The sequence below is a fragment of the Pseudomonas sp. B40(2017) genome (assembly GCF_002112855.1).
GTDB classification, from domain to species: domain Bacteria; phylum Pseudomonadota; class Gammaproteobacteria; order Pseudomonadales; family Pseudomonadaceae; genus Aquipseudomonas; species Aquipseudomonas pharyngis.
Genome location: NZ_NEIT01000009.1, coordinates 86,962 through 113,335, shown reverse-complemented (window position 1 = coordinate 113,335; position 26,374 = coordinate 86,962). Strand labels below are relative to the sequence as shown.

General features: G+C 59.7%; 23 protein-coding genes and 1 pseudogene. 14 read left to right on the top strand and 10 right to left on the bottom strand.

Going from position 1 to position 26,374, the window contains the following annotated elements:
* Nucleotides 1-79: 79 nt before the first annotated feature.
* Nucleotides 80-493, top strand: coding sequence for a VOC family protein (locus CAF76_RS24675; RefSeq protein ID WP_085648903.1), 414 nt, complete (start codon nt 80-82; stop codon nt 491-493).
* On the opposite strand, the gene CAF76_RS24670 is transcribed toward CAF76_RS24675, so the two are convergent.
* Nucleotides 490-1,110, bottom strand: coding sequence for a LysE family translocator (locus tag CAF76_RS24670; protein WP_085648904.1), 621 nt, complete (start codon nt 1,108-1,110; stop codon nt 490-492). The two genes, CAF76_RS24675 and CAF76_RS24670, sit on opposite strands and share 4 nt — an antisense overlap.
* A 275-nt stretch (nt 1,111-1,385) precedes the next feature.
* On the opposite strand from CAF76_RS24670, the gene CAF76_RS24665 reads away from it, so the two are divergent.
* Entirely contained in the window at nt 1,386-1,991 is a 606-nt protein-coding gene (locus tag CAF76_RS24665) for a biliverdin-producing heme oxygenase (RefSeq protein WP_085613048.1), read from the top strand.
* A complete protein-coding gene (locus tag CAF76_RS24660; protein WP_085648905.1) occupies nt 1,988-4,225 on the top strand; it encodes an ATP-binding protein in 2,238 nt (745 codons plus the stop codon). The genes CAF76_RS24665 and CAF76_RS24660 overlap by 4 nt, the downstream gene beginning before the upstream one ends.
* Nucleotides 4,226-4,233: 8 nt before the next feature.
* On the opposite strand, the gene CAF76_RS24655 is transcribed toward CAF76_RS24660, so the two are convergent.
* A complete protein-coding gene (locus tag CAF76_RS24655) occupies nt 4,234-4,989 on the bottom strand; it encodes a type 1 glutamine amidotransferase domain-containing protein (RefSeq protein WP_085648906.1) in 756 nt (251 codons plus the stop codon).
* A gap of 142 nt (nt 4,990-5,131) precedes the next feature.
* On the opposite strand from CAF76_RS24655, the gene CAF76_RS24650 reads away from it, so the two are divergent.
* On the top strand, nt 5,132-5,758 hold the full coding sequence (locus tag CAF76_RS24650) for a LysE family translocator (RefSeq protein ID WP_085648907.1): 627 nt from the start codon (nt 5,132-5,134) through the stop codon (nt 5,756-5,758).
* A 1-nt stretch (nt 5,759) separates the two neighbouring features.
* On the opposite strand, the gene CAF76_RS24645 is transcribed toward CAF76_RS24650, so the two are convergent.
* The 3 genes from CAF76_RS24645 to CAF76_RS24635 form a co-directional block, all read right to left on the bottom strand.
* Complete coding sequence (locus tag CAF76_RS24645) at nt 5,760-9,413, bottom strand: hypothetical protein (RefSeq protein ID WP_085648908.1); 3,654 nt, start codon at nt 9,411-9,413, stop codon at nt 5,760-5,762.
* A 572-nt stretch (nt 9,414-9,985) separates the two neighbouring features.
* The gene (locus CAF76_RS24640) at nt 9,986-10,819 is read right to left on the bottom strand and encodes an AraC family transcriptional regulator (protein WP_085648909.1); all 834 of its coding nucleotides are present in this window, start codon (nt 10,817-10,819) and stop codon (nt 9,986-9,988) included.
* Between the two features lie 35 nt (nt 10,820-10,854).
* Complete coding sequence (locus CAF76_RS24635; protein ID WP_085648910.1) at nt 10,855-11,358, bottom strand: VOC family protein; 504 nt, start codon at nt 11,356-11,358, stop codon at nt 10,855-10,857.
* A 148-nt stretch (nt 11,359-11,506) separates the two neighbouring features.
* Here CAF76_RS24635 and CAF76_RS24630 point away from each other — a divergent pair, with 148 nt between their 5' ends.
* The 3 genes from CAF76_RS24630 to CAF76_RS24620 all read left to right on the top strand — a co-directional run bounded on the left by CAF76_RS24630 (nt 11,507) and on the right by CAF76_RS24620 (nt 14,424).
* The gene (locus CAF76_RS24630; protein WP_085648911.1) at nt 11,507-12,853 is read left to right on the top strand and encodes a hypothetical protein; all 1,347 of its coding nucleotides are present in this window, start codon (nt 11,507-11,509) and stop codon (nt 12,851-12,853) included.
* Between the two features lie 165 nt (nt 12,854-13,018).
* Complete coding sequence (locus tag CAF76_RS24625; protein ID WP_085648912.1) at nt 13,019-13,267, top strand: transmembrane sensor/regulator PpyR; 249 nt, start codon at nt 13,019-13,021, stop codon at nt 13,265-13,267.
* A gap of 2 nt (nt 13,268-13,269) precedes the next feature.
* Entirely contained in the window at nt 13,270-14,424 is a 1,155-nt protein-coding gene (locus CAF76_RS24620; protein ID WP_085648913.1) for an NnrS family protein, read from the top strand.
* A gap of 4 nt (nt 14,425-14,428) precedes the next feature.
* Here CAF76_RS24620 and CAF76_RS24615 read toward each other — a convergent pair whose 3' ends face one another.
* Complete coding sequence (locus tag CAF76_RS24615; protein WP_085648914.1) at nt 14,429-15,100, bottom strand: bifunctional 2-polyprenyl-6-hydroxyphenol methylase/3-demethylubiquinol 3-O-methyltransferase UbiG; 672 nt, start codon at nt 15,098-15,100, stop codon at nt 14,429-14,431.
* Nucleotides 15,101-15,138: 38 nt separating this feature from the next.
* On the bottom strand, nt 15,139-16,287 hold the full coding sequence (locus tag CAF76_RS24610; RefSeq protein WP_085648915.1) for a GGDEF domain-containing protein: 1,149 nt from the start codon (nt 16,285-16,287) through the stop codon (nt 15,139-15,141).
* A 110-nt stretch (nt 16,288-16,397) separates the two neighbouring features.
* On the opposite strand from CAF76_RS24610, the gene CAF76_RS24605 reads away from it, so the two are divergent.
* Nucleotides 16,398-16,790 carry a GFA family protein gene (locus CAF76_RS24605; RefSeq protein ID WP_085648916.1) on the top strand — a complete coding sequence of 131 codons (393 nt, stop codon included), beginning with the start codon at nt 16,398-16,400 and terminating at the stop codon, nt 16,788-16,790.
* Between the two features lie 38 nt (nt 16,791-16,828).
* On the opposite strand, the gene CAF76_RS24600 is transcribed toward CAF76_RS24605, so the two are convergent.
* Nucleotides 16,829-17,659, bottom strand: coding sequence for an alpha/beta fold hydrolase (locus CAF76_RS24600; protein ID WP_039770835.1), 831 nt, complete (start codon nt 17,657-17,659; stop codon nt 16,829-16,831).
* A gap of 240 nt (nt 17,660-17,899) precedes the next feature.
* Here CAF76_RS24600 and CAF76_RS24595 point away from each other — a divergent pair, with 240 nt between their 5' ends.
* From CAF76_RS24595 to CAF76_RS24570, 6 genes and pseudogenes are all read left to right on the top strand, one after another.
* Nucleotides 17,900-18,355 (top strand): (2Fe-2S)-binding protein, encoded by a 456-nt coding sequence (locus CAF76_RS24595; protein WP_085648917.1) that lies wholly within the window; start codon nt 17,900-17,902, stop codon nt 18,353-18,355.
* Nucleotides 18,356-18,372: 17 nt separating this feature from the next.
* On the top strand, nt 18,373-20,535 hold the full coding sequence (locus CAF76_RS24590; RefSeq protein WP_085648918.1) for a xanthine dehydrogenase family protein molybdopterin-binding subunit: 2,163 nt from the start codon (nt 18,373-18,375) through the stop codon (nt 20,533-20,535).
* Nucleotide 20,536: 1 nt separating this feature from the next.
* The gene (locus CAF76_RS24585; protein ID WP_064595487.1) at nt 20,537-21,115 is read left to right on the top strand and encodes a hypothetical protein; all 579 of its coding nucleotides are present in this window, start codon (nt 20,537-20,539) and stop codon (nt 21,113-21,115) included.
* Nucleotides 21,116-21,176: 61 nt separating this feature from the next.
* The gene (locus CAF76_RS24580; RefSeq protein ID WP_085648919.1) at nt 21,177-22,142 is read left to right on the top strand and encodes a sensor domain-containing diguanylate cyclase; all 966 of its coding nucleotides are present in this window, start codon (nt 21,177-21,179) and stop codon (nt 22,140-22,142) included.
* 144 nt (nt 22,143-22,286) lie between these two features.
* Nucleotides 22,287-22,481: pseudogene (locus CAF76_RS24575) on the top strand (LysR family transcriptional regulator); the annotation flags it as partial.
* Nucleotides 22,482-22,674: 193 nt separating this feature from the next.
* Nucleotides 22,675-23,886 carry a hypothetical protein gene (locus tag CAF76_RS24570; protein ID WP_085648920.1) on the top strand — a complete coding sequence of 404 codons (1,212 nt, stop codon included), beginning with the start codon at nt 22,675-22,677 and terminating at the stop codon, nt 23,884-23,886.
* Nucleotides 23,887-23,949: 63 nt separating this feature from the next.
* On the opposite strand, the gene fabI is transcribed toward CAF76_RS24570, so the two are convergent.
* Both fabI and CAF76_RS24560 read right to left on the bottom strand, forming a co-directional pair.
* Nucleotides 23,950-24,744, bottom strand: a complete 795-nt coding sequence (gene fabI, locus CAF76_RS24565; protein WP_003202751.1) for an enoyl-ACP reductase FabI — start codon at nt 24,742-24,744, stop codon at nt 23,950-23,952.
* Between the two features lie 19 nt (nt 24,745-24,763).
* The gene (locus CAF76_RS24560) at nt 24,764-26,374 is read right to left on the bottom strand and encodes an ABC transporter ATP-binding protein (RefSeq protein WP_085648921.1); all 1,611 of its coding nucleotides are present in this window, start codon (nt 26,372-26,374) and stop codon (nt 24,764-24,766) included.

Here is a 26,374-nt window from a genome sequence, read left to right as displayed (position 1 = left end):
CTCCACCGAAAAATCGACAGTGAATTTTCGGGCCGCTGCACTACAGTGATCGGGTCGCTACAACTCGGGAAATGAAGGTATGTCACCGTTCACGATTCAACACATCGATCACATCGTGCTGCGCGTCGCCGATCTGCAACGCAGCATTGATTTCTACGACCGGGTTTTCGGTGCCGAAGTGGTCAAGCGCAATGAAAAGTTCGGTCTGGTGCACCTGCGCGCCGGTACGTCGATGATCGATCTGGTCGACCTCGACGGGGAAATCGGCCGCAAGGGCGGCGCCGCTGCCGGCAGCGAACGGCGCAACGTCGATCACTTCTGCCTGCGCATCGAGCCGTTCGATGAAGCGGCGCTGGTCAGTCATTTGCAAGCCTGCGGCCTGACCGTCGAAAAAGCCGCCACCCGTTTTGGCGCCGAGGGCTACGGCCTGTCGCTGTACTGCTTCGACCCGGACGGCAACCAGGTCGAACTCAAGGGCCCTTCCGAGGCTTAGGCGCGCTTGGCCATTAACAATACCGAAGCTGCCGCCGACAGCAGCCCGGCGCAGCAACGGTTGAAGATCCGTTTGCCGCGCGGCTCGGCGAACCAGCGGCGCATGTGCAGGCCCATGTAGGCGTAAGCGCTGATGGCGATCCATTCCAGCAGCAGGAACAGCACGCCCAGCAGCATGAACTGCGGGGTGATGGCGCGGTTCGGGTCGACGAATTGCGGCAGGAATGCGGTAAAGATCAGGATTGCCTTGGGATTGCCTGCCGCCACCAGAAACTCCTGACGCGCCAGGGCCAGAAGCCCGCTCGCCGGCGCAGTAACCGCGTCTTCGGCGGCAGGATTGGCCCGCCACAGCTGCCAAGCCAGATACAGCAGATACCCCGCGCCGACAATCTTGATCCCATAGAACAACAGCTCGGACGTTTGCAGCACCACCGCCAGCCCCGCCGCCGCGAGGGCGATCATCCCGGCGAACGCCAGCAACCGCCCGATCCCGGCCACGCAGGCGCGGCGATAGCCGTAGCGGGTGGCGTTGCTGACCGACAGCAGGTTGTTCGGCCCCGGTGCCATGTTCAGGGCAAAACAGGCGGGCAGGAACAGGGAGAGGGTGGCAAGATCCATGGTGCGGGCTCCGGTGACGGGAGCGGTATTTTTATCACGCGGGCGTGCAGCCCTGAACCGTACAGTCAGGCAGCAGAGTCGCAGTACAGCGATGGACGGGCGCGAATCCGTTCGAACTTTCTGCCGCCCCGTCAACTCTGAAACCATCACAGGGTGATGAATCCGCCAGAAAAAAATCATCTGGCGGGTCAGAAAGGCCAATTGCCGTGTAAGCTTTCGCGCAATGCTTCTCCATTCCCCCATGGCCCCAGGCGGCCCACTGTACGAGCGACTACATGCAAGCAAAGGCCCGCGAGGTTCATGTACCACCGGTGTTGCAGGATCTGCGCGCCGGCACGGCCGAACTGCACATTGCTCTGGAAAAACGCCTTCCTTTCTTCTCCGATACCCTTGATCTGCAGGCTTTCGAGCGACTGATGCGCGCCTATTACGGCTTCTATCAGCCACTGGAAAGCGCATTGCAGGACAGCGGCGAGATCCCCGCCGATTTCGATCTGGTTTCGCGCCTCAAGACCCCGACCCTGCAACGCGATCTGCAGGCGCTGGGCGCAAGCGGCGGAGAGTTTTCGCTCTGCCGCCAGTTGCCCGCCATCGACTCCGCCGCCGCCTGCCTTGGCGTGCTGTACGTGCTGGAAGGCGCAACCCTTGGCGGACAGATCCTGCGCCGGGAGATCGCCACGCGGTTGAATCTCGGCGCGGACAACGGCGCAGCGTTTCTGGACATCTACGGCGCTGCCACGGGCCGGCGCTGGCGCGATTTCATCGAATACCTGGGCAGTCGCCCGATGGACGCCGACGAGCGTGAAGCCGTCGTGGCGGCCGCCCACACTACATTCAGCTGTTTCGAGCAGTGGCTCGAAAGCCAGGAGGTTCTGGTATGAACCCGCAAGACAAAGAAGCCTTTGAAGAGTTGCTGGCCAACTGTGCCGACGAGCCGATCCGCTTTCCCGGCGCGATCCAGCCGCACGGTTTGCTGCTGACCCTGAGCGAGCCGGACCTTTCGATCATTCAGATCAGCGCCAACGTCGAGACCCTGCTCGCACGCCCGGCGCAAGAGCTGATCGGCCAGCCCCTGCAAAGCCTGATCGGCGATGCCCATGCCGCACAGGTTCGCCAGGCCTTGCAGCAACCGACCCTGTCCGATGCGCCGCCGCTGCATTTTCGCCTCAACGGCACCGCGTTCGAAGGTTTGCTGCACCGGCATCAGGATGTGCTGATTCTGGAACTGGAAATCCACGTCGAAAACTTCCAGCCGCGCAACGTCGCCGGCACCGAAACCCATCTGGGGCGGATGCTCGCGCGCCTGCAAAAGGCCCAGAGCCTGCAGGCGCTGTACGACATCAGCGTCAAGGAAATCCAGGCCATGACCGGTTACGACCGGGTGCTGATCTATCGCTTCGAAGAAGAGGGCCACGGTCAGGTCATCGCCGAAGCGTCCGATCCGTCGATGGAAGTCTTTAACGGTCTGTTTTTCCCGGCCTCCGACATCCCCGAGCAGGCCCGGGAGCTGTACCGCACCAACTGGCTACGGATCATCCCGAATGCCGACTACCAACCGGTGCCGCTGGTGCCCAAGTTGCGCCCGGACACCCAGACCCCGCTGGACCTGAGCTTTGCGACACTGCGCAGCGTGTCGCCGATCCACTGCCAGTACATGAAAAACATGGGTGTGCTGTCCTCGATGAGCATTTCCCTGCTCAAGGGCGACAAGCTCTGGGGCCTGATCAGTTGCGGCAATCGCCAGCCGCTGCATGTACCGCATGAATTGCGCACCGCGTGCCAGACCATCGGCCAGGTGCTGTCGTTGCAGATCAGCGCGATGGAAGCACTGGAAGTCAGCCGTCAACGGGAAGAAAAAGTCGAAGCGTTGGCGTTGCTCAATCAGGCGATGATCGATTCGCCACAGAACGTATTCGATGGTTTGGCCAACCAGCCACAAGTCCTGATGGCGCTGGCCAATGCCGGCGGCATCGCGATCATCGAAGACAAGCAATTGCACCGTTACGGCAACTGCCCGGAGCCGGAAGAGATTCGCGCCCTGCACAAATGGTTGCAGGAGCGTGGCGAGCCGGTGTTTGCCAGTCATCACCTGGCCAGCGTCTATCCGCCGGCCGCGCACTATCAGCAGGTCGCCAGCGGTGTGCTCGCCATGAGCCTGCCCAAACCGGTGGACAACGGCGTGCTGTGGTTCCGGCCCGAAGTCAAAGAGAACATCAACTGGAGTGGTGATCCGCGCAAGCCGCTGGACCTGGAAAACTCTGACGCCGGCCTTCGTCTGCGGCCGCGTACTTCGTTCGAAATCTGGAAGGTCGAGATGGCCGGGATTTCCACCAAGTGGAGTCACGGCGATCTGTTCGCCGCCAACGACTTGCGTCGCTCGGCGCTGGAAAATGATCTGGCCCGTCAGGTGCGCCGGGAGCAGGAAGCGGTGCGTGCCCGCGACGAGCTGGTGGCGGTGGTTTCCCACGATCTGCGCAACCCGATGACCGTGATCTCAATGCTGTGCGGCATGATGCAGAAGGCTTTCAGCTCCGACGGGCCGCACACCTCGCGGCGCATCTCCACCGCCATCGACACCATGCAACAAGCCGCCGGACGCATGAACACGCTGCTGGAAGACTTGCTCGACACCTCGAAAATCGACGCCGGCCGCTACACCATCGCGCCGCAGAAACTCGATGTCGCGCAGATGTTCGAAGAGGCGCAATCGCTGCTCGCGCCGCTGGCGCTGGACAAGGACATCAGCATTTCGTTCGAGGCCGATCCCGATCTGAGCATCCATGCCGACCCCGAGCGGTTGTTTCAGGTGCTGTCGAATCTGGTCGGCAACGCGATCAAGTTCACTCCGCGCCTGGGCACGGTCGACGTGTATGCCAAATCGGTCGGTGACGACATCGTCTTCACGGTGCGCGACAGCGGCGAAGGCATTCCCAAGGATCACTTGCCGCACGTGTTCGACCGTTACTGGACGGTGAAGGAAGGCAATCCGACCGGCACTGGGCTGGGTCTGTACATCACGCAGGGCATCGTCGAGGCCCATGGCGGGCAGATCGTTGCCGAGAGTGAGCCGGGGCAGGGCAGCGAATTCCGCTTCACCGTGCCACGTCTGGACTGAAACGCGGATCAGCGCTCGGGTGGCTGCAACATGGCCACCCACTCGGCGGCGAATCGATGGCAATCGCCGGGCCAGCGCGCCGTCAGCAGTTGGCCGTCGCGCACCACAAATCCTGATTGCAGTTTCTGTGCACAATCGCGCTTGGCGATCAGCGGCCCGCGTTTGAAGTCGGCTTTGCTGGCCAGCGCGGTTTTCACTTCCGCCTCGACGGTCTGCTTGTAGGTGCGGTAGTAGCGCCCCAGCCACGCAGCTGTCATCAGCCACGCCGGCAACTCCATGGTTGCCGCGAGCAATGCCGTCACTTTGCGCCCGAACAACACCGACCGCCCGGTATCGGGCTCGAGCGTCCGGGCCAGCAACAGCACGCCATGACACACCGCCGCCACGGGTTTTTCGGCCTTGAAAAATTGCAGGGCGATCTGCTGAGCCTGCGTCGATTCGAGCAGCGTGCGCATCCCTTTGGCGTGGCCGCCGGGAATCAGCAGACCCTCAAATTGGCTCGTATCGACATCGGCATACGCCAGCGGCTGCCTGAACGCTTCGGACTCGATCATCTGCGTGTAACTGTCCAGATCGGCTTTACGCGTCATCAGCATCGGGCTCAACGGGCCGAAACCGATTGTCACCAAACGTGGGTCGGCGTGGGCGGGCAAGCCTTGTGGCGTGGCGAAACGCACTTCGATGCCCGCGTTACGCATCGCCTGCCAGGGCACGCTGCTTTCGGTCGGGTCGTAATCGGTGCTGGGCAGCAGAATCAGAATCATCGAGGGCAGACTTCCTGGTCAAAAGTGATCGCATAGCCAGAGCGTAGTGGGTCTGCGCGTGCGGGGGTAATTTCCTTCAATACCGTCCGGTGTGTGTTGGCTACCGTGGGTGCCTTGTTCCTCGATTTGAAGCAGGTGTGCGATGAGTCTGATTGTGTCGATGGCGGCGTTTGCCCTGGCCGCGTCCATTACCCCGGGGCCGGTGAATATCGTGGCGTTGAGTTCGGGGGCGCAGTTCGGTTTTCGCGCCAGCCAACGGCATGTGGCCGGGGCGACGCTGGGGTTTGTGTTGCTGCTGGTGTTGATGGGGCTGGGATTGCATGAAGTGCTGGAACTGTGGCCAACACTGACCCGTGTGGTGCAACTGGCCGGGGTGGCGTTTCTGCTGTTCATGGCCTGGAAACTGGCCACCGATGACGGCCAGTTGAGTGCAGGTGAATCGAAACGTGCGCCATCAATGCTCTATGGCGCAGTGATGCAATGGCTCAACCCCAAGGCCTGGCTGGCCTGCGTGGCGGGGATGGGCGCGTTTGTCGCCGATGGCGAGGCACGTCTGGTGTGGCAGTTTGCGGCGGTGTATCTGGTGATCTGTTATCTGTCGGTGGGGTGTTGGGCATATGCCGGGACTTTCTTGCGCGGTTATCTAGGGAATCCGGCGGGGATGCGCCTGTTCAACCGGGTGATGGCATCGCTGCTGGCGGTGAGTGCGATTTACCTGCTGGCGCCTCAAGCCCCGTGGGAATCACTCCCACGGGTATTTGCAGGTTGAATCAGTTCAGTCCGCTCAGGGCGTCTTCAGCCGCTTTACCTAAAGGATGAAAGCGATTTTTGCGCAGCTCCGCAATCGCATACACCGCTCGCGCCGTGCGCCCGTTGCCATCGACAAAGCTGTGATAACCGAGCATCGCTCCCAGCATCTGCCTGGAAAAATGTTCACCCGCAGGATCCAGAGCCTTGGCGTGTTGTTCCAGCAACGCTGCGCCTGAAACATTGGAAGGATAGCGTGCCTCCCCCGTTGGACTGCGCAAGCCGCCGGCATCCTTGGGAGCAATGCGTTTGTGCAGCTCGGCGTATACCGCCGGATCGTTCAGTGGCTTGTTGTTACGGCTGAATTCGAGCAGAAGGTCCTTCACACGATCGACGTCGTTACGAGAACTGGATGCGTGAACAATCCAGGCCGCGGCGCGATCTGTGTTATCGGTCAGTCCAGCGGGATTGAACTTCAGTTCATCCAGTAGGCTGTCGAATGGCGCCTTGCCCAAATCCGTGGTCAGCAGTGTGCGCTGGTGGTTGTGCATGAACTGCAGGTTTTTGTATTCAATGGTCAACGTCGTTTCGAACAACTCGGGCAGTGTCTTGTGATTGCTGAACTGGTGGAGATTAGCCAGCGTATATTTTTTCGCCTGTTGCCTGATCAGACTTTCGACCACTTGTGGATCCAGCACTTTCTTCAACGACTGGGCCGCGTCGGACTGGCGCGCAATGTCGCCCAATGTCTTTTCCAATAGGTGCGCGAGCTCCGACTCGGGAATCTTGCTCAATCGTTTTGCGTCGTTTGCATGCAGTTTCTGCAGAACCTGATGCGCATCCTCTATGAGATCATTTTTGAACAGTGCTCGAGCGTGAGCGACGGTATCCAGCGACGTTCGAAGTTGGGTAGCCGAGCCGGTGTGCTCAATGGCTTTGATCAGGTCGTAGCTGTTGGCACCGGTCAGAAACCTGAGTTGCTGCTTGGCTTGATGTGCCAGTGAGAACGTATGGCCGCTCAGTTTCGTCAGCCCTCGTCCGATCAGTTTGCCACCCGCCTTGAGCAGTTGCGGCAAACCCGATAACGGATTGAACAGGCTGAGGGCCGTCTTTGCCAGAACCCGCGAAGCGGACAGCAGTTTGCCGGCGATGGCCGCAGCTTTGCTGGCGGCGGCAGCGATCGCCACAGGCGCAGTGAAAACGGTCATCGCCAGTACGGCGGCATCGACAATGCAGTCGAAAATTGCACCATTCTGTTTTTTTGGATCCCCTGAGCTCAGTCCTTCCACGCAGCCCTTGAAGGGAATGATCAGGTTGAGAATCACGTTGAAGATGGCATCGGTCCTTTCAATCGCCTTTTCCCGTACGGTTTGATTGAGACCCAGTTGGTGAATTTCGCTTTCGGTGATGTAAGGGTTCTTTTCGGCGATCAGGCGCGCAAGCGCCACAATGCGTTCAGAGCTGAAAGAGGGAATCGGGTCGTAGTCATCGGTGTAGACACTGGCAGCAGCAAGCACACCGATCTTGCGTACGTTGATTCTCCTTTTAAGGCCGACCGAGGGGGCTACGTTCGTTAAGTAGGCCTTCAGATCGACAGGAACTTTTGTCATTTCTCGTTGATCGGCGAATCGGCTGTCGAGATTGAAGAAACCGCCGGAAACCAGCGGTGAAAAGAAACTTGTCAAATCCGGGTTGTAGCGACACTCCATGCGCAATGGAAACAACTCAAAGCATTTGATGGTGTGGTTGTGATGTGCGCACAAAATGACGCCGTAACGCCCAATTTCGCCAGGGGTGTAGGTGGCAGGTCTGACACCACCGCGTCCGTTGGTTCTTGCGGGTATGTAGTTGATTTTCTGAACGCAGTAAACGCCAATTGCAGCTTGTTTGAAAAATTCCGAATCCTGTAGAAACACATTGGAAATGGCGATCTGGGCGTTGCGTCTCAGGCCTTCGACAATGGCATTGAAGCTGCGGGATGTTTCTGTTTCATAAAGTTCGGCGACGGGAAACAGAAAGGGCAGGGACGGAAACGATTTGTAGATACTGGTGCCTTTGATTCGGTCCCAATCTTGAGTGTGAAGCTCATCTCCCATGTAAAGATCCAGCACCGATACTTTCCTGCCGGCACCACCGCCACTGCCGCGATGTTTCACCAGCAGTTCATTGGGGTCGCAATTTCGTTCCTGTGACCTCAATTCTTGCAGAGCCAGTTGTCTACGGTCGGGCAATGGCCTGGAAAATCGTTCGGCAGCTTCCAGCATCATGTCGACGTACTGATCGTATTCGCGTATGGCGTGCTCGATCTCTTTTGCGCTGACGTTGCCTTGCGCATCCCGCTTGATAAGTTCGTTCATCCAGGCCCAGGTCACCACCGGATCCACCGAGCCTTCGGCCTGCAAAGCCGCCAGTGGCGCGAGTGATTTCGTCGACTGGCTGAATCCCATCAGATGCTGATAGGTCAATTGGCGGCTGACACCGGGTGTCAGAGTTTCCACCAGATGCACAGCTTGCGTAGCGATCACCCAGGCCGGAGTTCCCATCTGCAGGCTGGACGGCCAGTCGGTAAAAAGATATTCCGGCGCCATGCCCGCCAGGATCATTTGCGATACCAGGGGGGCGAGCGCAGGAGCGACGTGCAGGTTCTTGATCAGATGCGCTTCCAGTTCCGTTCGAACCTGGGTCGGATGCTGTTTGAAGTAACGTTTGGAATACAGATCGAAACCGGCGAAGTGGGTATTGGTGCTATCGAGCGTCGGGTCGAGGTCGAACAGTATCGCGGCAACCATCAGTTGCTCTGAGAGTTCAGTCGACTGTTTTGTTACGGTCTCTTCAGTATCCCAACCGAGCCTGGAAAGGTACCGCTGGCCATGCCGGGAAGCTGCATTTTCGAGTAATTGTTGCAGGCGATAGTTGCTGCTTGTTGTCGCGCCATTGCCCGGCGTGCTGTCAATCAGCAAGTGTTCGCCCAGGCTATTTACGAGGGTTCCAACATTCAGAGTGTCACTCTGTATCAGATCAAGAATGATTGCCCGGTTGTCTCCTTCAAGCTGGTATGGCGAGTCCTCGGGAGCGTCCAGTAATGTCCAGTAGTTTCCATGTTTCGGAGGGGCGGGTAATGTCGAAAAATTCAACAGATCAAGCAAGTTGCGAGTGTCCTGTTCGTTATCCGGGACTTGCAATCCGTTGTAACGCAACCATTGACCGACGGTAACTTCATCTCCCGTAAGGATCCAGCCACCGCTTGCTGCCGCGACCTTGGCCAGAAGTTTGAGGTTGCCATCGAAGTCCCCCAGACCTGTGACATCAATGGTGATTTCTTTTGGAGAAACAAACGTGGTAGCGGGCCGGTCGTTACCGGAGACCAGGTTTCGGTAACTGAAATAGAGTCGCCCATTCTCATCCAGAAGAAAAATTGCGTTGTCCGGAATGCTGCGTCGAGCGCGGACAAACAGAAAATCGTCGTGGCGCAGAAGTATGGATAACGAAAGTTTTCCGCTGCGATGAGTTTGGTCAAGCGCGCTGTCTTCCACGCAGGGGACAAGAATTTCGTTCCAGGCCCAGGCGAGACGTTCAATAGCGTATTTGTCGTCGATAAAGTTTGTAATTATCCGGCTTACTGTCTTTTTCTGAAGTGTGTTAGTGGAGTCGTAAGCGTAGTTGTCTGTTGGCTTCATGATTTGGAATCCATTCTCTAACGGCGAAATAAATAGAATTATTCGTCGCTTGTTGAGTGTCGTGTTTATGAAGTGGCGAGTTTTTAGAATAAGTAGTTAAGGGAGAAGTTTGCGTGGATTAATGTTCAAGGTGTTTCTTTATGGTGGCGGGAACGAGGGGAGAGGCTGTTTTTAAAGGTCTGGAGCGCTGTTAGCGATAAATATGTATATCTTTCCGGGTATGTAGATTTATGAGCGTGATTGGATAAAGTCAGTTGGTCGCTTTAAATACATACTTGAAGTGGCCTGAAAAACGGTGGGGGGAGCAATCGGCTGTGGCGCAACACCGGGGTTGCAGGGGGCGGTTTAAAGGTATTTAAGAATGCTTCCGGCAAGCCGCGACACCGCGCGCCATTATTAAGCGATCGCCAGAATCCGCCGGCTTGTGCGCCTTGGGGGCGGGTTCTATGTTTGCCGGTCTGCAAACCCGCGTACAGCTGCCATCTCCCTTGGTTTCGCAGCGTTTGCGCGTCGAGCGTCGAACCGTCCGCGTGGGAACGATCCGATAAATGGCCATGCGGGCCGTTTTTGCGTTAACCCCGATACTGCCCCGGCGTAGCCGCCAAATGCTGCTTGAACGCCCGCTGAAAATGCGCCTGATCGGCAAACCCCGCCTCTAGCGCCACATCCGCAATCAACTGCCCGCGCCGCAGACGCTCGCGGGCGAACTGGATGCGCTGGTTGACCAAAAACGCATGGGGCGTCATGCCGAAGTGCTGTTTGAAAGCACGGATCAGGTACGACGGTGACAGTTCGGCAGCCGCGCAAATATCGTCGAGGCTGAGCAGCACGGTGCAGTGCTGGCGGATAAAGTCGGCGGCGCGTTCGAGTTTGAAGTTCGGTTCGCGCAACGGAGGTTCAATCGGGTTCAGGCGCAGTTGCAGGTCGCTGAAAAACTCCACCGCGGCACTCTGTTTACGCAGCACGTCTTGCTGCTCGTCGACCAACACGCCGTACAACCCATTCAAGTCGCGATACAGGTGGGTGTCATTCAAATGGGTATCGGAAAACCGCCGAAACTCAAGTTCCGCACTGAACCCCAGCTGATGCTGCAGATCCGTCAGCCACGGCGTTTCCACATACAACATCAAATACGACCACGGCTGGTCATCGATCGGGTTACACGCGTGCACGTCCCCCGGATTCATCAGCACCACGGTGCCGGCCGCCACTTCGAACGAGGATTGCTCATGCACATAGGTGCTGCGCCCGGCGGTGATCGCGCCGATGGAAAAGTGCGCGTGGGAATGACGGGAATAGCAGACCTCGCGGCCATCGGCGATGGCCCGCGCTTCAATGAAGGGCAGGGCATCGTCGCGCCAGAAGCGCGGGGCTTGTTCGGGGTTCTTGGCGGCAGCGTGTTTCATTGTTGGGGTTCTCGGCAGGCCAGGGCCCGAGTGTATTAGCTCTGGCCGACGAAGGCTCGCTCGAGTTCGGCGATGTCGAGTTTTTTCATCCCGAACATGGCCTGCATTGCCCGTTGGACTTTGGTCTGGTCGGGGTCGGTCATCATGTGCATGAACGCCACCGGCACGATCTGCCACGACACGCCGAACTTGTCCTTGAGCCAGCCGCATTGCTGCGCTTGCACCGGCCCGCCGGCGCTGAGGTTGCCCCAGAAATGGTCGACTTCCTCCTGGTTCTGGCAATTGACCTGAAACGAGATCGCCTCGTTGAACTTGAACACCGGCCCGCCATTGAGCCCGGTGAAGGTCTGGCCGTCGAGTTCGAAACTGACGGTCATCACCGAGCCCTCAGGGCGGCCGTGAAATTCCTGGCCGACCTTGCTGTAGTGGCTGAGGGCGGTGATTTTCGAATGATCGAAGATCGAGCAGTAGAACTTCGCCGCCGCTTCCGCCTGATCGTCGAACCACAGGCAAGGCGTCAGCTTTTGAAAGCGTTGCATGGCAGTCATCCTCGGCAGGTTGGACACGCTGGATTAATAGCGTAGTCAGTCCGAAGCGGGTCGTAGGCGCCATAGATCGACAAGTGCGCCCCAAAACGTTTGTCGTTAGACTTGCCGCCCCGATTTTGCCGCAAGGACGCTCTGCATCATGGTTGCCTCTCGTACATGGATTTTTTTCTGCCTGTTTGCCGCCGCGTCGGCCAGTGCCGAACCGTTGAGCTGTCAGCTCTCGGATCCGGCAAACAGGTACAGCGTCGATGTGACCATCGAGCATCCACCGACGCAGAACTTCGAACCAGTGGCGGCACAAGTCATCCTGCGCGACAAGTCCAGTGGCGAAGTGTTGCAACGAATCGACACGGCCGATGCCGTCGACCTGGTTCCGCTCAACGATTCAGTCAAGGCCTTGCGATGCGACGAGCAACGTCTGGTGGTGTTTGGCGACTTCAATTTCGATGGACACCAGGATCTGGCGCTCCGTAACGGTAACGACGGTGGCTACGGCGCGGCGTCCTACGACATCTATCTGTTCGATCCGTCGAGCCCGGTACTGGTGCCGAACAAGGCATTGTCGGAGCTGACTCGCGAACCGTATCTGGGGTTGTTCGAAGTCGATTCCGCCGCTCATCGCGTGGTCACTCACGCGAAAAGCGGTTGCTGCTGGCGCCAGAGCCGTACCTGGCAGGTGCAGAACAATTCGCCGGTCAAGGTGACCGAAACCATCGAGGTGACGCAGCGGCCGTCCGAAGGCAGCCCGCTGATGCCGGCGGGTTATACCGACGTCACGCAGCGGGAGTTGAAGGATGGCAGATGGCTGGAACAGCGTCGCCTTGAGGGGCCCGTGGGTGAAGCGCCGGTGATGCTGCGGGGCAAGCTTGACGGCAAGATCGCATTCGAGCTGTGGTGGCAGATGCTGGGTGGCGTCTACATTGGCGAGGTTCGTTATACGAAAACGGGCAATGGCCAACCGATCCGGCTGGTGGGCGAGACCTACGATGACGGAGCTGTATTGCTGCATGAGCTGGACGCCCAGGGCCGTGTCACCGGCGACTGGTACGTGGCAGGTGAGCCTGATGAGCACGGCTTTCAGGGCGGAACATGGCACGACGGCGACAAGTCTCTGATCTTCGAAGCACGGCCGACGGCATTCCGGGTTGCACCGCAAAAGTTTCAGACGCCCACGGGCGATCAGCGTGAAGGACGTTACGTGATGATGGCGCCGGACGAGCGATCGGCGTGGCTGACGATCAAAATCGTGCCGGCCACCGAGAAGGGCGCGGGTGAGCAGGCGTTGATCCAGATGGCCGTGACGCAACCGGGCAAGCCACCCCGTCAGGAGAACCGGCAGTGGCCGTTGCAGGCGGGCAATCTGGTGATTGGTCAGGATCAGATCGCCGAGCCACTCTATCGATTGCGGCTGCTCGACGGAGCGGTGCAAGTGGAGGGGGCCGGCGAGTTTTCTGATTTCAGAGGGGCTTACGCAAAGCAACCCTGAAGGCGATTGTTGTCGTTATGACAAACATAGAAGTCAATATGACTCTTTCCTGGTCGAGTCATATTGACTTCTTATGGATTATCTAGCTGATTTTTAACGATAAAAAATCTGGCACAAGAGTTGATATATCAATCGTACAAACTGATCCGCTCAGGAGTACGAAACATGTTCACTTTCTTCGAGAATCCGCTGAACGTTCTGCACCTGTCGAGCAAAGTGCTCGCAGCCGGTCTGGTCATGTTGCTGGCCGGAATCTACGGCGCTTATCTGTACCAGGGCCACATGCCGATTGCGTTGCTGGTGGCGATGCATGCGATGACCATCATCGGCCCGACGCTGATCAAAATCGGCTACGTGATGCGCCTCCTGTCGCAATATCGGCTGGGTCAGCATCACGCCGCCGTGGTGGCTTGAAAATGCGCAGACTCGCCGATACACCGCTGTTCAGCCTGGGCTTTCGGCCGCTGTTTCTGGCCGGGTCCGGATTCGCCGCGCTGGCGATCCTGATCTGGGGCCTGTGGCTTTACGGCAATTGGTTCGATCTGCAACCGGCGGGCGGCATGCTTGCATGGCATCGGCATGAGATGCCGTTCGGATTCGCATCGGCGATCGTTGCCGGGTTTCTGCTGACGGCGGTGCCCAACTGGACCGGCACTCCCGGCGTGCGCGGCGGGGCGTTGATCGCTCTGGTGTCGGTCTGGCTACTCGGGCGTGTGGCCTGGTGGCTGCCGTTGCCGACCGGGCTGATTCTGGCGCTGCAATGGGGTTTTCTGCCGCTGCTGGCGGTGATGCTGGGACGGGATCTGGTCGCCGCCCGCAAGCGCGACAACTATCCGATTGTGTTGGTGCTCGGGTTGATGGCGGGTTGTCAGGCGCTGACTTTGATTGGCCTGTACAACGACGACGCCGGGCTGCAACGCCAGGGTGTTCTGGGCGCTTTGTGGCTGGTGGCAGCGCTGATGACCGTGATCGGTGGGCGGGTGATTCCGTTCTTCATCCAGCGCGGCTTGAACCGTCCACCGGCGCCGGCCGCCAACCCACTGCCAACCCGCTTGCTGTTGATCGGCAGCCTGCTGACCGCAGTCACTTTTGCGGCAGGCCTCAATGATTCACCCCGGCTGTGGCTGGCAGGCTTGTTTGTGCTGACCGGCAGTTTGCAGTTGATGCGGCTGATCCGCTGGCATGATCGCGGGATGTGGCGGGTGCCGCTGCTGTGGTCGCTGTATCTGGCTTACGCCTGGATGGCGCTGGCAACCTGGGCCATGGCGCTGTGGCATCTCGGCTTGATCGGCCAGCAAAGCCTGGCGACCCATGCATTGGCGGTCGGCGGGGTGGGCGGGTTGATTCTGGCGATGATTGCGCGGGTCAGCCTTGGGCATACCGGCCGGTTGTTGCAGCCATCGAAAGGCATGGTGCTGGGCTTTGCGCTGGTGCTGATCGCGGCGGGTTGCCGGGTGTTGCTGGTGCCGTTTTCCAGTCTGGGGCTGGGGCTGTCAGTGGTGCTCTGGTGCGCGGGGTTCGCGCTGTTTTTGCGGCATTACACCGCGATCCTGCTCAAACCGAGGCTGTAGCTTTTTAGCCGCGACGCTCGGCAATCATCAGCAACGATTGCGGCACCGGGCTTTGCGGATGCTGCGGTTCGCGCAGGCCGGTCAACTGAAGACCGGCCATGTCCAGCGCATTGAGCCAACTGGACAGGGTGCGGAAATACCATGGCATCGGCTGCCACTGGCCTTTGAACCCGTCGAAGGTTTCCTCCCGCCAGCCATCCTGATAATCACCGGCGGCTACGGACCACGGATGCAGCGTCTGGATCACCAGCGCACCGCCGGGCACAAGCAGGGCATTCATCGCCGCGAGCAGCGGAATGATGTCCTGATGCAGCAGGGAAAAATTGGCGCAGATCAGGTCGTAATCGCGGCCAATGTCGACCTTCGCCTCAACCAAATCTTCGTAGCTGGCGACCTGCGCGGGCGATGATCCTGCCTCGCGCGCGGCCTCGATCAGCGTCGGATCACCGTCCACGCCTAACGCGTCGACCCCGCGCTCGGCCAGCGCCCGCAACAGCCAGCCCTCACCGCATCCCAGATCGAGAACCCGTTCGGGCTGGCGCCCCATCACCGCCAGCAGCATGGCCTGATCGGTCACCTGCCGGCGACTCTCGATGGCGCCGCTGCGCACGGCTTCGGTCCAGGCCCGGGCGTTGTGCTGCCAGCTCTGGAGGAGGGTGGATTCAGGCGAGGACATGACGGACTCCTTGATCGCGGGATGCAGGCAAGGATAGGTCAGGTGTAGTCGGCCAGTTGAATACGGTTGCGACCGCCGCGCTTGGATTCGTAAAGCGCGCTGTCTCCTTGCTCGATCAGCGCTGCGAGGCTGGCCGGTGGTTGATCGAACACCTTGGCGCCAATACTCAGAGTGACCGCTTGCGGAGTGGTGTAGGTCTGGGAAGTCATCTGCTGAAACTGCTCACGCAGCGCACTGCCCAGATCCATGATCTGGGCGTGGGACGCGTCGCCCAGTAGCATCACGAATTCGTCACCGCCCAACCGCGCTGCCAGTGCGCCTTTGGGCAGTACTGCGCGGATCATTTCGCTGAGGGCGATGAGCAACCGGTCGCCGGCGGTGTGGCCGTACAGATCGTTTATCAGCTTGAAGTTATCGATGTCGATCAACAGCAGCGCGCCGGGGTGGGTGCTGGAGACTTCGTCGAGCAGGCGCGGTGCGCGGACTTCCAGGGCGCGGCGGTTGTACAGCGCGGTCAGCGGGTCCCGGGCGGCCAGTTCGGCAATCTGTTTTTCCCGCCGGTAGCGCTCGGTGCCGGTCATCGACAGCGCGATCAGCATGATCGCCATCGCGCCCTCGACCAGGGAAATCTGAATGATCTCGCCGCGCAGCGACGCCAGATCGATCAGCGTGCCGGGAATCACCGCGATGATCGCCTTGGTGAAATAGAACGCGCCGTGGATCAGCAACACATAACGCAACTGCACCGCGCCGACGCTCAACGACTTGCCATGAGGGCGCAGCAACAGGCTGGCCCGCAGCATCGATGCGGCCACCAGCAGCGAGTTGGCCATCAGCATGATCTTCGACCACGACGGATCTTCCGGTAACAGCAGCAACGACAGCCAGAGCAGGAACATCAAGTACCAGGCCCGCGACAACCGTCGCTGCGTAAACCGAGCGACCCCGAGCAGAAACAGCCAGTGCGCGACCACCAGCAAGCCGTTGGCGAACCAGATGCCGATCAACGGATAGCCGTTGGCGCGCAGCAGGGCCAGGCTCGAGCCGACGGTGATGGTGGCGAAACCGGCGCTCCAGAACAGCAGGGAAGATTCCCGGATACTGCGCCATTCGACCGCCAGATACAGGGCGGCCGCCGCGGCCAGGGCGGTGGAAATGGTGAGCATCGTGAGAGGATCGAGCGCCATGAAAGGACAGGTCTGCCTGGATAGTGTTAATGGGCCACGATTGTAAGCGTTCCCCCAATGGGCTGCTATTTTCACTCACCGGATATTCCATTTTCAGGCGGAGGTGTCCCATGGACCGATTGACCGGCGGTTGTCTGTGCGGCGAAGTGCGGATCGAGGCGTCAGGGCGACCCTACAGGGTTGGCGTTTGCCATTGTCTTGACTGCCGCAAACACCAGGGCGCGCTGTTTGCCGCGTCGGCAATCTTTCCCGAGGCGGCGGTGACGATCAGCGGCGAGACCCATGACTACGCGGGGCGACATTTCTGCCCGCGCTGTGGCTCGTCGGTGTTCGGCCGCAGTGGCGATGAAGTCGAGGTCAATCTCGGCGCGCTGGATGCACCGGATCAATGCCAGCCCACCTACGAGCTGTGGACGGTGCGTCGCGAGTCGTGGCTACCGGCCTTTCCATTGGCCAGACATTACGTGCGCGATCGCGAGAGAATGGGGCGAACCGAAGAATAGCCGGGGTCAGGCAGGGCGCCTGACCCCGGCGGATATGATCAGCCGCGAATGAACGCCAGCAGATCCGCGTTGATCGTCGCAGCCTCGGTGGTCGGCATGCCGTGGGGGAAGCCCGGATAGATCTTCAGCGTGCTGTTTTTCAGCAGTTTCGCCGACAGCACGCCGGCGTTTTCATAGGGCACGATCTGGTCGTCGTCGCCGTGCATCACCAGCACCGGAATCGAGATGCTTTTGAGGTCAGCGGTGAAGTCGGTCTGGGAAAAGGCAACGATGCCGTCGTAGTGCGCCTTGGCGCTGCCGATCATGCCTTGGCGCCACCAGTTCGCAATGATCCCTTCCGATGGCTTGGCGCCGGGGCGGTTGTAGCCGTAGAACGGCCCACTGGGCACGTCGCGATAGAACTGCGCACGATTGGCTGCCAGTTGCGCCTGAAGATCGTCGAACACCGACTTGGGCAAACCACCGGGGCTGCTGTCGGTTTTCACCATCAGCGGTGGCACGGCGCTGATGATCGCGGCTTTCGATACCCGATCCTCGCCATGCCGGGCGATGTAGTGAATCACTTCGCCGCCACCGGTGGAGTGGCCCACATGCACGGCTTTCTGCGTCCCCAGATGATTGACCACCGCCGCGACATCATCGGCGTAGTGATCCATGTCGTGGCCGTCCCAGACCTGGCTCGAACGTCCGTGGCCCCGTCGATCGTGGGCCACGACCCTGAATCCCTGCGCCAGGAAGAACAGCATCTGCGCATCCCAGTCGTCCGCGCTCAGCGGCCAGCCGTGGTGGAAGTGAATGACCGGGGCGTCCTTGGGTCCCCAGTCCTTGTAGAAGATTTCGACGCCGTCTTTCGTTGTGACAAATCCCATGTTCGCGACTCCTGGAAAGTGTGAAAGGGCAGTTTTTGCGGTGACAAGCGGTATCAACTGTAGGAGCAAAAACGACACCCTGATCGATGATTTTCCGAACGGTGCCGGATGACCGGTGGTCGCGGCGGCTGGTCGTCGGGTAAAAATGCGCTTAGCTGAAAGGGATAAGCCGAGGCGCGCACCGCCAACGATGGCCGTAGCAGCGCCCTTCAGAACACTGTGAGTCTGAGGAAGTCCCCGATGCTGACCTTGAACATCAATGGCAAGGATCAGGAGCTCGATGTCCCCGCGGACATGCCGTTGCTCTGGGTCCTGCGCGATGTCGCGCACCTGACCGGTACCAAATTCGGCTGCGGCATGGCCCAGTGCGGTGCCTGCACCGTGCACGTCGATGGCGCACCGTTGCGCTCGTGTATCACCCCGGCCACGGCTGTCGCCCATGGCCAGAAAATCCTCACCATCGAAGGCCTGTCCAGCGACGGTTCGCACCCGGTGCAGCAGGCCTGGGCCGAACTGGACGTGGTGCAATGCGGCTACTGCCAGTCCGGGCAGATCATGTCCGCCGCCGCATTGCTGGCGAAAATTCCCAATCCCACCGACAGCGATATCGATCAGGCGCTCTCCGGCAACATCTGCCGCTGCGGCACCTATCCAAGAATCCGCGCGGCGGTCAAACGTGCTGCCGACATCGGCTGAACGAAGGGAGGTGGGTGATGAACAGTCCAGTATCCCGTCGCGGATTTCTCAAGGGCAGCGCCGTGCTTGGCGGTGGTTTGGTGGTGGCGTTCGTGGTGCCGGGCGGCAACCGGTTCGCCATGGCGGCCGAGAATGAAGGCAAGGTGTTTGCGCCGAACGCGTTCCTGCGCATCGCGGCAGATAACAGCGTCACCGTGCTGCTCGGCCATTCGGAAATGGGCCAGGGCATCTGGACCGGCCTGACCATGTTGATCGCCGAAGAGCTGGACGCCGACTGGTCGAAGATCCGCGTCGAACACTCGCCAGCCTCGGCAGCCGATTACGGCATGCCCGGTTTTGGCGGAATGCAGATTACCGGCGGCTCCACTTCAACCTGGATGGAGTTCGACCGTTACCGGCTCGCCGGCGCCACGGCGCGGCAGATGCTGATCGAGGCGGCGGCCAAGCGTTTCAACGTGGCACCGTCGACGATTCGCACCGAAGCCGGCGTGGTGATTGCAGGCGATAACCGCGCCACCTACGGCGAGCTGGCGGACGCCGCCGGTCAACTGCCGGTGCCGGATCCGAAGTCGATTACCTTTAAAGAAGCCAAGGACTGGAAAGTCATCGGCAAACCCACTAAACGCCTCGACACCCCGGAAAAAATCACCGGTCGCGCCAAATTCGGCATGGACGTGCAGTTCGACGGATTGATGACCGCGATGGTGGCGCGCGCGCCGGCGTTCGGCGCCACGGTGAAATCCTTTGAGGGCGCAGAAGCCCTGGCGATTCCCGGCGTGCACAAAGTGGTGCAGGTGCCGACCGGTGTGGCGGTGGTCGCCGAGCATTACTGGGCGGCGAAACTCGGTCGCGATGCGCTGAAGGTCGATTGGGATCTGGGGCCGAACGCTGATCTGAGCAGTGAAAAGCTGTTGGCGAGTTTCCGCAAACTGGCGGCCACGCCGGGCACCTCGGCGGCGCAGGCCGGCGATGCCAAGGGCAATTTCGGCAAGGCAGCGAAGAAAATCGACGTCGAATACAGCGTGCCGTATCTGGCCCACGCGCCGATGGAGCCGCTCAACTGCACGGTGAAGATCAGCGCCGACAAGTGCGAGATCTGGACCGGTACCCAGTTCCAGACGCTGGATCAGATGGTTGCCGGCAAGATCACCGGGCTCAAGCCGGAGCAGGTGGAGATTCACACCGAATTTCTCGGTGGCGGTTTTGGTCGCCGAGCCAACCCGACCTCGGATTTTGTCGCCGAAGCGGTGCAAGTGGCCAAGGCTGCTGCGATGCCGGTGAAAACCGTGTGGTCGCGTGAAGACGATATTCGCGGTGGTTACTACCGCTCGATGTTTCTGCATCAGGCGAAGATCGGCCTCGGCGCCGACGGCCTGCCGCTGGCCTGGCAGCACGTGCTGGTTGGGCAGTCGATCATGGCCGGCACCATGCTCGAGAAAACCATGGTCAAGAACGGCGTCGACCAGACGTCGGTCGAAGGCGTTTCCGACAGCCCGTACATCAAGGGCCTGGCCCATCATAAGGTTGATCTGCACTCGCCGACCACCGGGATCAACGTGCTCTGGCTGCGTTCGGTGGGCCATAGCCACACCGCGTTTGTCATGGAATCGCTGATCGATGAAATGGCCACGGCGGCGGGCAAGGATCCGGTGGAGTACCGACGAACGCTGCTCAAGGATCATGCCCGGCATCTCGGCGTGTTGAACCTGGCGGTGGAGAAGGCCAACTGGAAAGCCCCGCTGCCGGACGGCCATGCGCTGGGCGTGGCGGTGCATGAGTCGTTCGGCAGCTATGTGGCGCAGGTGGCGGAAGTGTCCCAGGACAATCTGGCGATCCGCGTGCATCGGGTGGTGTGCGCGGTGGACTGCGGGATTGTGGTCAACCCGCAAAGCATCGCGGCGCAGATGGAGTCGTGCATCACCTTCGGCCTGGGCATGGCGCTGCACAGCAAACTGACGCTCAAGGACGGCCATGTCGTGCAGTCCAACTATCACGACTATCAGGTGTTGCGGCTCAATGAAATGCCGCTGGTCGAGGTGCACATCGTGCCGAGCAGCGAGAAGCCCGGCGGCATCGGCGAGGCGGGTGTGCCGCCCACGGCGCCGGCGGTGGCCAACGCGGTGTTCGCCCTGACCGGGCAGCGCCTGCGGGAACTGCCACTGCAAATGTCGGGGGTGTGAGATGAAACGACATCTGTTGTTGGGCACGGTGATTCTGCTTGGGCTGGGCGGTTACGCATCGGATCTGTTTGCCGACGATCAGGACGCCTTGAAAGCTTTCGGCACGGTGCAGAAAGTCTTCCAGAGCCCGCGCTGCCAGAACTGCCACATTCCCGGTGATTCGCCGTTGCAGTTCGACGCCGGCATCCCCCACGCGATGAACGTGGTGCGCGGCATGGACGGCAAGGGCGCCGCCGGTTTGCCCTGCGCCACTTGCCACGCCGAAAGCAATCCGCCGGCCAGTTACGGCCCCCATGCGCCACCGGGCGCGCCGCACTGGAGCCTGCCGCCGGCCGCGCACAAAATGGCCTGGATCGGTCTGCCGCCGGATCGTTTGTGCGCAATGATCAAGGACCGCGCCAGCAACGGTGACCGCGATTTCGCCGCGCTGATCAAACACGTCAGCGAGGACAAACTGGTGCTCTGGGGCTGGAATCCCGGGGCAGGGCGCGCGCCGGTGCCGGTGCCGCACGATATCTTCGTGACCCAGTTCAAGCTTTGGGCTGATGCAGGCGGGCCGTGTCCGGTGGCCGGCGGATGAGAGGTTGAGTCATCGCTGATTCGGGCTACGCTCAACTGCATCGAAGACAAAGGAGTGTGTGATGCTGGTACCCGGCAAACCTGCCAATGAAGCTGTCCGAGTTCAAGTGCTGCATGATTTGAAATTGCTCGATTCCGCACCGGAAGAGCGCTTCGACCGGCTGACGCGACTGGCCAAGCGGCTGTTCAACGTGCCGATCGCGCTGGTCACGCTGGTGGACAAGGAGCGGCAATGGTTCAAGTCCTGCGTGGGTCTGGACACGACCGAAACGCCACGCTCTGTTTCATTCTGTGGCCATGCGATTCTCAGGGACGAGCTCATGCTGGTACCTGACGCCCGAGAGGACGAGCGTTTCCACGACAACCCTTTGGTTACCGGGGAGCCGAACATCCGGTTTTACGCCGGTTATCCGCTGACCGTACCCAGCGGCAACAAGATGGGCACCTTGTGCCTGATCGACACCAAACCCCGAGATCTCGACGAAGAGGAGCGCGCCCTGCTGCGCGATCTGGCGGGCATGGCCGAGCAGGAACTGATGGCCGTGCAGATGGCGAGCATGGACGAGCTGACGCTGCTGTCCAACCGTCGCGGCTTCAAGATGCTCGCCCAGCATGCGCTGGATGCCTGCGCACGGTTGGAAAAACCGGCAACGTTGCTGTTTTTCGACCTCAATGACTTCAAGCAGATCAACGACCTCTACGGCCATGCCGAGGGCGACAGTGCGCTCAAAACCTTTGCCGATGTGTTGCGTATCGCCTTTCGCGAGAGCGATGTGGTGGGACGGCTGGGCGGTGATGAGTTCGTGGCGTTGCTGACCGGCTCGAGCCACGTCGAAACCACGGCGATCATGGCGCGACTCAAGGAAATCCTCGAAGAACGCAATGCCACGTTGCACCGCGGTTACGCGATTCGCTTCAGTGTCGGCCAGATCGAATACAACCCGCAGCGCCATGACACCGTGGATAAGTTGCTGGCGGATGCGGATGCAGCGATGTATGCGCACAAGCAGGCGTTGAAGCGTTGTTAGTCCTGACCTCATCGCGAGCAAGCTCGCTCCCACAGCAGGCGTATTTCAACGGTTGGGATGAACTGAGTCTAGCGCCGTGCTTTTCGATTGAAAGACGATAGTTTTTGCGCCGAGCACAAATTATTTCGATCAATCGAGGCGGCCATGCTGCGTGAATTGAAAACCTTTCTGGCAGTGGCGCGGCATGGCACGTTTGCCGCGGCGGGCTTGCATATCGGCCTGACGCAATCGGCGGTCAGTGCGCAGATACGCAATCTGGAGCAGGCCTTGGGCGTGCGTCTGTTCGATCGCACCGGGCGGCAGGCGATTGATCATCCAGCGATACGCAACTTGCCGCTGCGAATAATGTTCAACAAATGTCTGCAGATCGAAAGCGAAAAGCCCTTCTGATGAAAGTCAACTGTCAGTCCTGACAGTGTCTTTATCTGTTTTCAGGCGCTAGCGTGGGCGCTGTAAAAGACATTCTGCTGGAGTCGGGAAGACTGGTTGTTTTTCTCAGGGCGGAGAATATTGACAATCAGAGGAAAACTCCATGTCAACCCTGGCCAAAACACATCGCAATGCTGGTGATCTGGATCCAACTTTTGCCAAAGATGGAGTCATTAATATCGGACCAGGCAGCTGCGGCTCCGTGGTGGAGACAAAAACTGGACGTATTGTTTATGTTTATGATTCGGCAGGCAAATTGCAGCTGATTCGGGCCTACGGCGATGGTTCTATCGACCCTTCATTCGTGAATCCACCTTGGCAATTTGGGCCAAAATATTCCGCTTCGCGTCAACTTGACATTCAAGACGATGGCGGTTTCGTTGCTATCGGTAGCACTGGCGATGGCTTAAACCGGTTAGCTGCAGTCACGAAGTTCAATGAGCACGGCAGTCAGAATCTGGTCTTTGGCACGAAAATCTTTCCCGACATTCCACTTGACCCTGGGCAAAGTGTGATAACTGACGAAGCAAAGGGTTGTGCCCTCTCCGATGGGCGTGTCCTGTTGGGTCAAAGCCACATTCTGCATGATGGAACAGGAGCTGCCGTTGAGGGGAGTGGAACCATCCGCTGCTATCTCCCTAATGGCGATCTTGACGATACATTCGGTGGAAATGGCGAAGTTAAGATCATATTCGACAACGCACGCTACTCGAGTATCGAGAGCATCAAGCCGAAGCTGCAGGGAGGGTTTATAGTCAGTGGATCGCTCGATAACTCCACCGGCAATGAATCAGAACCCAAAAGTGTTCTGGCTAGTTATGACGAAAGCGGAAAGTTGGACAAAGGGTTTGCAACAGGCGGTCTGTACAAGATTTCTGAGGAATACGGTTTATTTAACAACGTGGGCATATCGCGTCACGGAATAACCTTTGCCGCATCCGTACGCTCTGCCGCAGGAATTAGCGTCGCAACTGTACGCTTGCAGAATGATGGAACACCCGATCCCCGTTTCAACAATGGCCAAGTACTGTGGACCGACATTAATGGACGCTTCGTGACTATTCAAAACGTGGTCGTTCAACCAGATGGAAGCATCATTGTGGGGGTGCGTTCCGACCTTGTGCTGACCCTTCTGCGTATTCTGGAAGACGGTAAACTCGATGATAACTTCGGGGTTGGAGGCGTTGCCAGGTTGGAGGGGTGGCGCATGAATGACTGCATTGTCCAGAGCATTACAGGGAGAATCATCGCTGCTGCTGACGAGATTGATCCTGCGGGTAAACCGCTGGCGCAGGTGTTGGGTTTCGTGGGATGAAGGGGCCCCGCGAGCAAAAAAAACCCGCCAGCACTGGCGGGTTTTTTAGCGGCTAGCCGAAGATTACTCTTCGATGTTGCCCATGGCGGTGGTGTTGAAGCCGCCGTCCACGTACATGATTTCACCGCTGATGCCCGACGCCAGGTCGGAGCACAGGAAGGCGCCGGCGTTGCCGACTTCTTCGATGGTGACGTTGCGGCGCAGCGGGGTTTGCGCTTCGTTGGCGGCCAGCATCTTGCGGAAGTTCTTGATGCCGGAAGCTGCCAGGGTGCGGATCGGGCCGGCCGATACGCAGTTGACGCGGGTGCCGTCCGGGCCCAGGGAGCCGGCCAGGTAACGCACGCCGGCTTCCAGCGACGCCTTGGCCATGCCCATCACGTTGTAGTTCGGCATGGTGCGCTCGGCGCCCAGGTAGGACAGGGTCAGCAGGCTGCCGTTGCGGCCTTTCATCATTTCGCGACCGGCTTTGGCCAGGGCCACGAAGCTGTAGGCGCTGATGTCGTGAGCGATGCGGAAGCCTTCACGGGTGGTGGCTTCGGTGAAGTCGCCGTCCAGTTGGTCGCCCGGGGCGAAGCCGACGGAGTGCACGATGCAGTCCAGGCCGTCCCACTTCTTGCTCAGTTCTTCGAAGACCTTGGCGATTTCTTCATCGCTGGCCACGTCGCACGGGAAGCACAGCTCCGGGCTCGAGCCCCAGCCCTGTGCGAACTCTTCTACGCGACCTTTCAGTTTGTCGTTCTGATAAGTGAAGGCAAGCTCAGCGCCCTCGCGATGCATGGCGGCAGCGATGCCGGATGCGATGGACAGCTTGCTGGCGACACCGACGATCAGTACGCGCTTACCGGCGAGAAAACCCATGTGTTGCTCCTCTTTCAGGTTATTGCGCAGTGGCTGGTGCCAGGAAAGCGGCCTCCAGCAACTGCTGTGTATACGGATGTTGGGGGGCGGCAAAGATACTTTGCGCGTCTCCCTGTTCGACCACTTGGCCATGCTTGACCACCATCAGCTGGTGGCTCAGCGCTTTCACAACAGCCAGGTCATGGCTGATGAACAAATACGTCAGGTTGTACTTGGCTTGCAGTGAACGCAACAGCTCCACCACTTGCCGCTGCACCGTCCGGTCGAGGGCCGAGGTCGGCTCGTCCAGCAGGATCAGCGCCGGTTTGAGCACCAAGGCCCGGGCAATGGCGATACGCTGCCGCTGCCCACCGGAAAATTCGTGGGGGTAGCGGTGCCGGGTTTCCGGATCCAGACCTACCTCCTTCAATGCCGCAATAATCGCCGCTTCCTGCTCGGCGGCGGTACCCATCTTGTGGATCCTCAAACCTTCGCCAACGATGTCATTCACGCACATCCGCGGGCTCAGGCTGCCGAACGGGTCCTGAAACACCACCTGCATTTCCCGGCGCAGCGGCCGGACTTCGCTCTGCGTCAGGCAGTCTAGCTGCTTGCCCTCAAAACGGATCCCGCCCTGGCTGCCGATCAATCGCAGGATCGCCAGGCCAAGGGTGGATTTGCCGGAACCGCTTTCCCCCACGATCCCCAGGGTCTGACCCTGAGGCAGGCTGAAATTGATGCCGTCCACTGCCTTGACGTGATCCACCGTGCGCTTGAGCAGGCCTTTCTTGATCGGGAACCAGACTTTCAGATCCTCGACTTCAAGCAGCGGTGCCCCGATTTTATTGCTCGCCGGGCCTCCGCTGGGCTCCGCGCCAAGCAGTTCCCGAGTGTACGGATGCTGCGGCGAACGGAACAGCTCTGTGCACGATGCCTGTTCGACGATGCAACCGCGCTGCATGACACATACACGATGCGCAATTCTTCGCACGAGGTTCAAATCGTGACTGATCAGTAACAGCGCCATGCCCAATCGGGCCTGCAATTCTTTGAGCAGGTCGAGGATTTTCAGCTGAACGGTCACGTCCAGCGCAGTGGTCGGCTCGTCGGCAATCAGCAGTTCCGGCTCGTTGGCCAGGGCCATGGCGATCATCACCCGCTGGCGCTGGCCGCCGGACAATTCGTGGGGCAGGGCCTTGAGGCGCTTGTGCGGCTCGGGGATGCCGACCATCTCCAGCAGCTCCAGCGTGCGCTTGGTCGCGACCTTGCCGGTCAGGCCCTTGTGGATGCCCAGCACCTCGTTGATCTGCTTCTCGATCGAGTGCAGCGGGTTGAGCGAAGTCATCGGCTCCTGAAAGATCATCGCGATCCGGTTGCCACGAATGTGGCGGATGGTCTTTTCGCTCAGCTCCAGCAGGTTCTGCCCGGAATAGGTGATGCTGCCGGCCGGATGCCGCGCCAGCGGGTAGGGCAGCAGGCGCAGGATCGAGTGCGCCGTCACCGACTTGCCCGAGCCGCTTTCGCCGACCAGCGCCAGGGTTTCGCCGCGCTTGATATCGAAACTCACGCCTTCGACCACCCGTTGCACGCGATCACCGATGCCGAATTCGACGGCCAGGTCGCGGATTTCGATCAGATTGTCCTGATTCAT

Coding starts and splice junctions, on each gene's coding strand:
- CAF76_RS24675 (WP_085648903.1), top strand. CDS start 80: ATGTCACCGTTCACGATTCAACACATCGATCACATCGTGCTGCGCGTC.
- CAF76_RS24670 (WP_085648904.1), bottom strand. CDS start 1,110: ATGGATCTTGCCACCCTCTCCCTGTTCCTGCCCGCCTGTTTTGCCCTG.
- CAF76_RS24665 (WP_085613048.1), top strand. CDS start 1,386: ATGCAAGCAAAGGCCCGCGAGGTTCATGTACCACCGGTGTTGCAGGAT.
- CAF76_RS24660 (WP_085648905.1), top strand. CDS start 1,988: ATGAACCCGCAAGACAAAGAAGCCTTTGAAGAGTTGCTGGCCAACTGT.
- CAF76_RS24655 (WP_085648906.1), bottom strand. CDS start 4,989: ATGATTCTGATTCTGCTGCCCAGCACCGATTACGACCCGACCGAAAGC.
- CAF76_RS24650 (WP_085648907.1), top strand. CDS start 5,132: ATGAGTCTGATTGTGTCGATGGCGGCGTTTGCCCTGGCCGCGTCCATT.
- CAF76_RS24645 (WP_085648908.1), bottom strand. CDS start 9,413: ATGAAGCCAACAGACAACTACGCTTACGACTCCACTAACACACTTCAG.
- CAF76_RS24640 (WP_085648909.1), bottom strand. CDS start 10,819: ATGAAACACGCTGCCGCCAAGAACCCCGAACAAGCCCCGCGCTTCTGG.
- CAF76_RS24635 (WP_085648910.1), bottom strand. CDS start 11,358: ATGCAACGCTTTCAAAAGCTGACGCCTTGCCTGTGGTTCGACGATCAG.
- CAF76_RS24630 (WP_085648911.1), top strand. CDS start 11,507: ATGGTTGCCTCTCGTACATGGATTTTTTTCTGCCTGTTTGCCGCCGCG.
- CAF76_RS24625 (WP_085648912.1), top strand. CDS start 13,019: ATGTTCACTTTCTTCGAGAATCCGCTGAACGTTCTGCACCTGTCGAGC.
- CAF76_RS24620 (WP_085648913.1), top strand. CDS start 13,270: ATGCGCAGACTCGCCGATACACCGCTGTTCAGCCTGGGCTTTCGGCCG.
- CAF76_RS24615 (WP_085648914.1), bottom strand. CDS start 15,100: ATGTCCTCGCCTGAATCCACCCTCCTCCAGAGCTGGCAGCACAACGCC.
- CAF76_RS24610 (WP_085648915.1), bottom strand. CDS start 16,287: ATGGCGCTCGATCCTCTCACGATGCTCACCATTTCCACCGCCCTGGCC.
- CAF76_RS24605 (WP_085648916.1), top strand. CDS start 16,398: ATGGACCGATTGACCGGCGGTTGTCTGTGCGGCGAAGTGCGGATCGAG.
- CAF76_RS24600 (WP_039770835.1), bottom strand. CDS start 17,659: ATGGGATTTGTCACAACGAAAGACGGCGTCGAAATCTTCTACAAGGAC.
- CAF76_RS24595 (WP_085648917.1), top strand. CDS start 17,900: ATGCTGACCTTGAACATCAATGGCAAGGATCAGGAGCTCGATGTCCCC.
- CAF76_RS24590 (WP_085648918.1), top strand. CDS start 18,373: ATGAACAGTCCAGTATCCCGTCGCGGATTTCTCAAGGGCAGCGCCGTG.
- CAF76_RS24585 (WP_064595487.1), top strand. CDS start 20,537: ATGAAACGACATCTGTTGTTGGGCACGGTGATTCTGCTTGGGCTGGGC.
- CAF76_RS24580 (WP_085648919.1), top strand. CDS start 21,177: ATGCTGGTACCCGGCAAACCTGCCAATGAAGCTGTCCGAGTTCAAGTG.
- CAF76_RS24570 (WP_085648920.1), top strand. CDS start 22,675: ATGTCAACCCTGGCCAAAACACATCGCAATGCTGGTGATCTGGATCCA.
- fabI (WP_003202751.1), bottom strand. CDS start 24,744: ATGGGTTTTCTCGCCGGTAAGCGCGTACTGATCGTCGGTGTCGCCAGC.
- CAF76_RS24560 (WP_085648921.1), bottom strand. CDS start 26,374: ATGAATCAGGACAATCTGATCGAAATCCGCGACCTGGCCGTCGAATTC.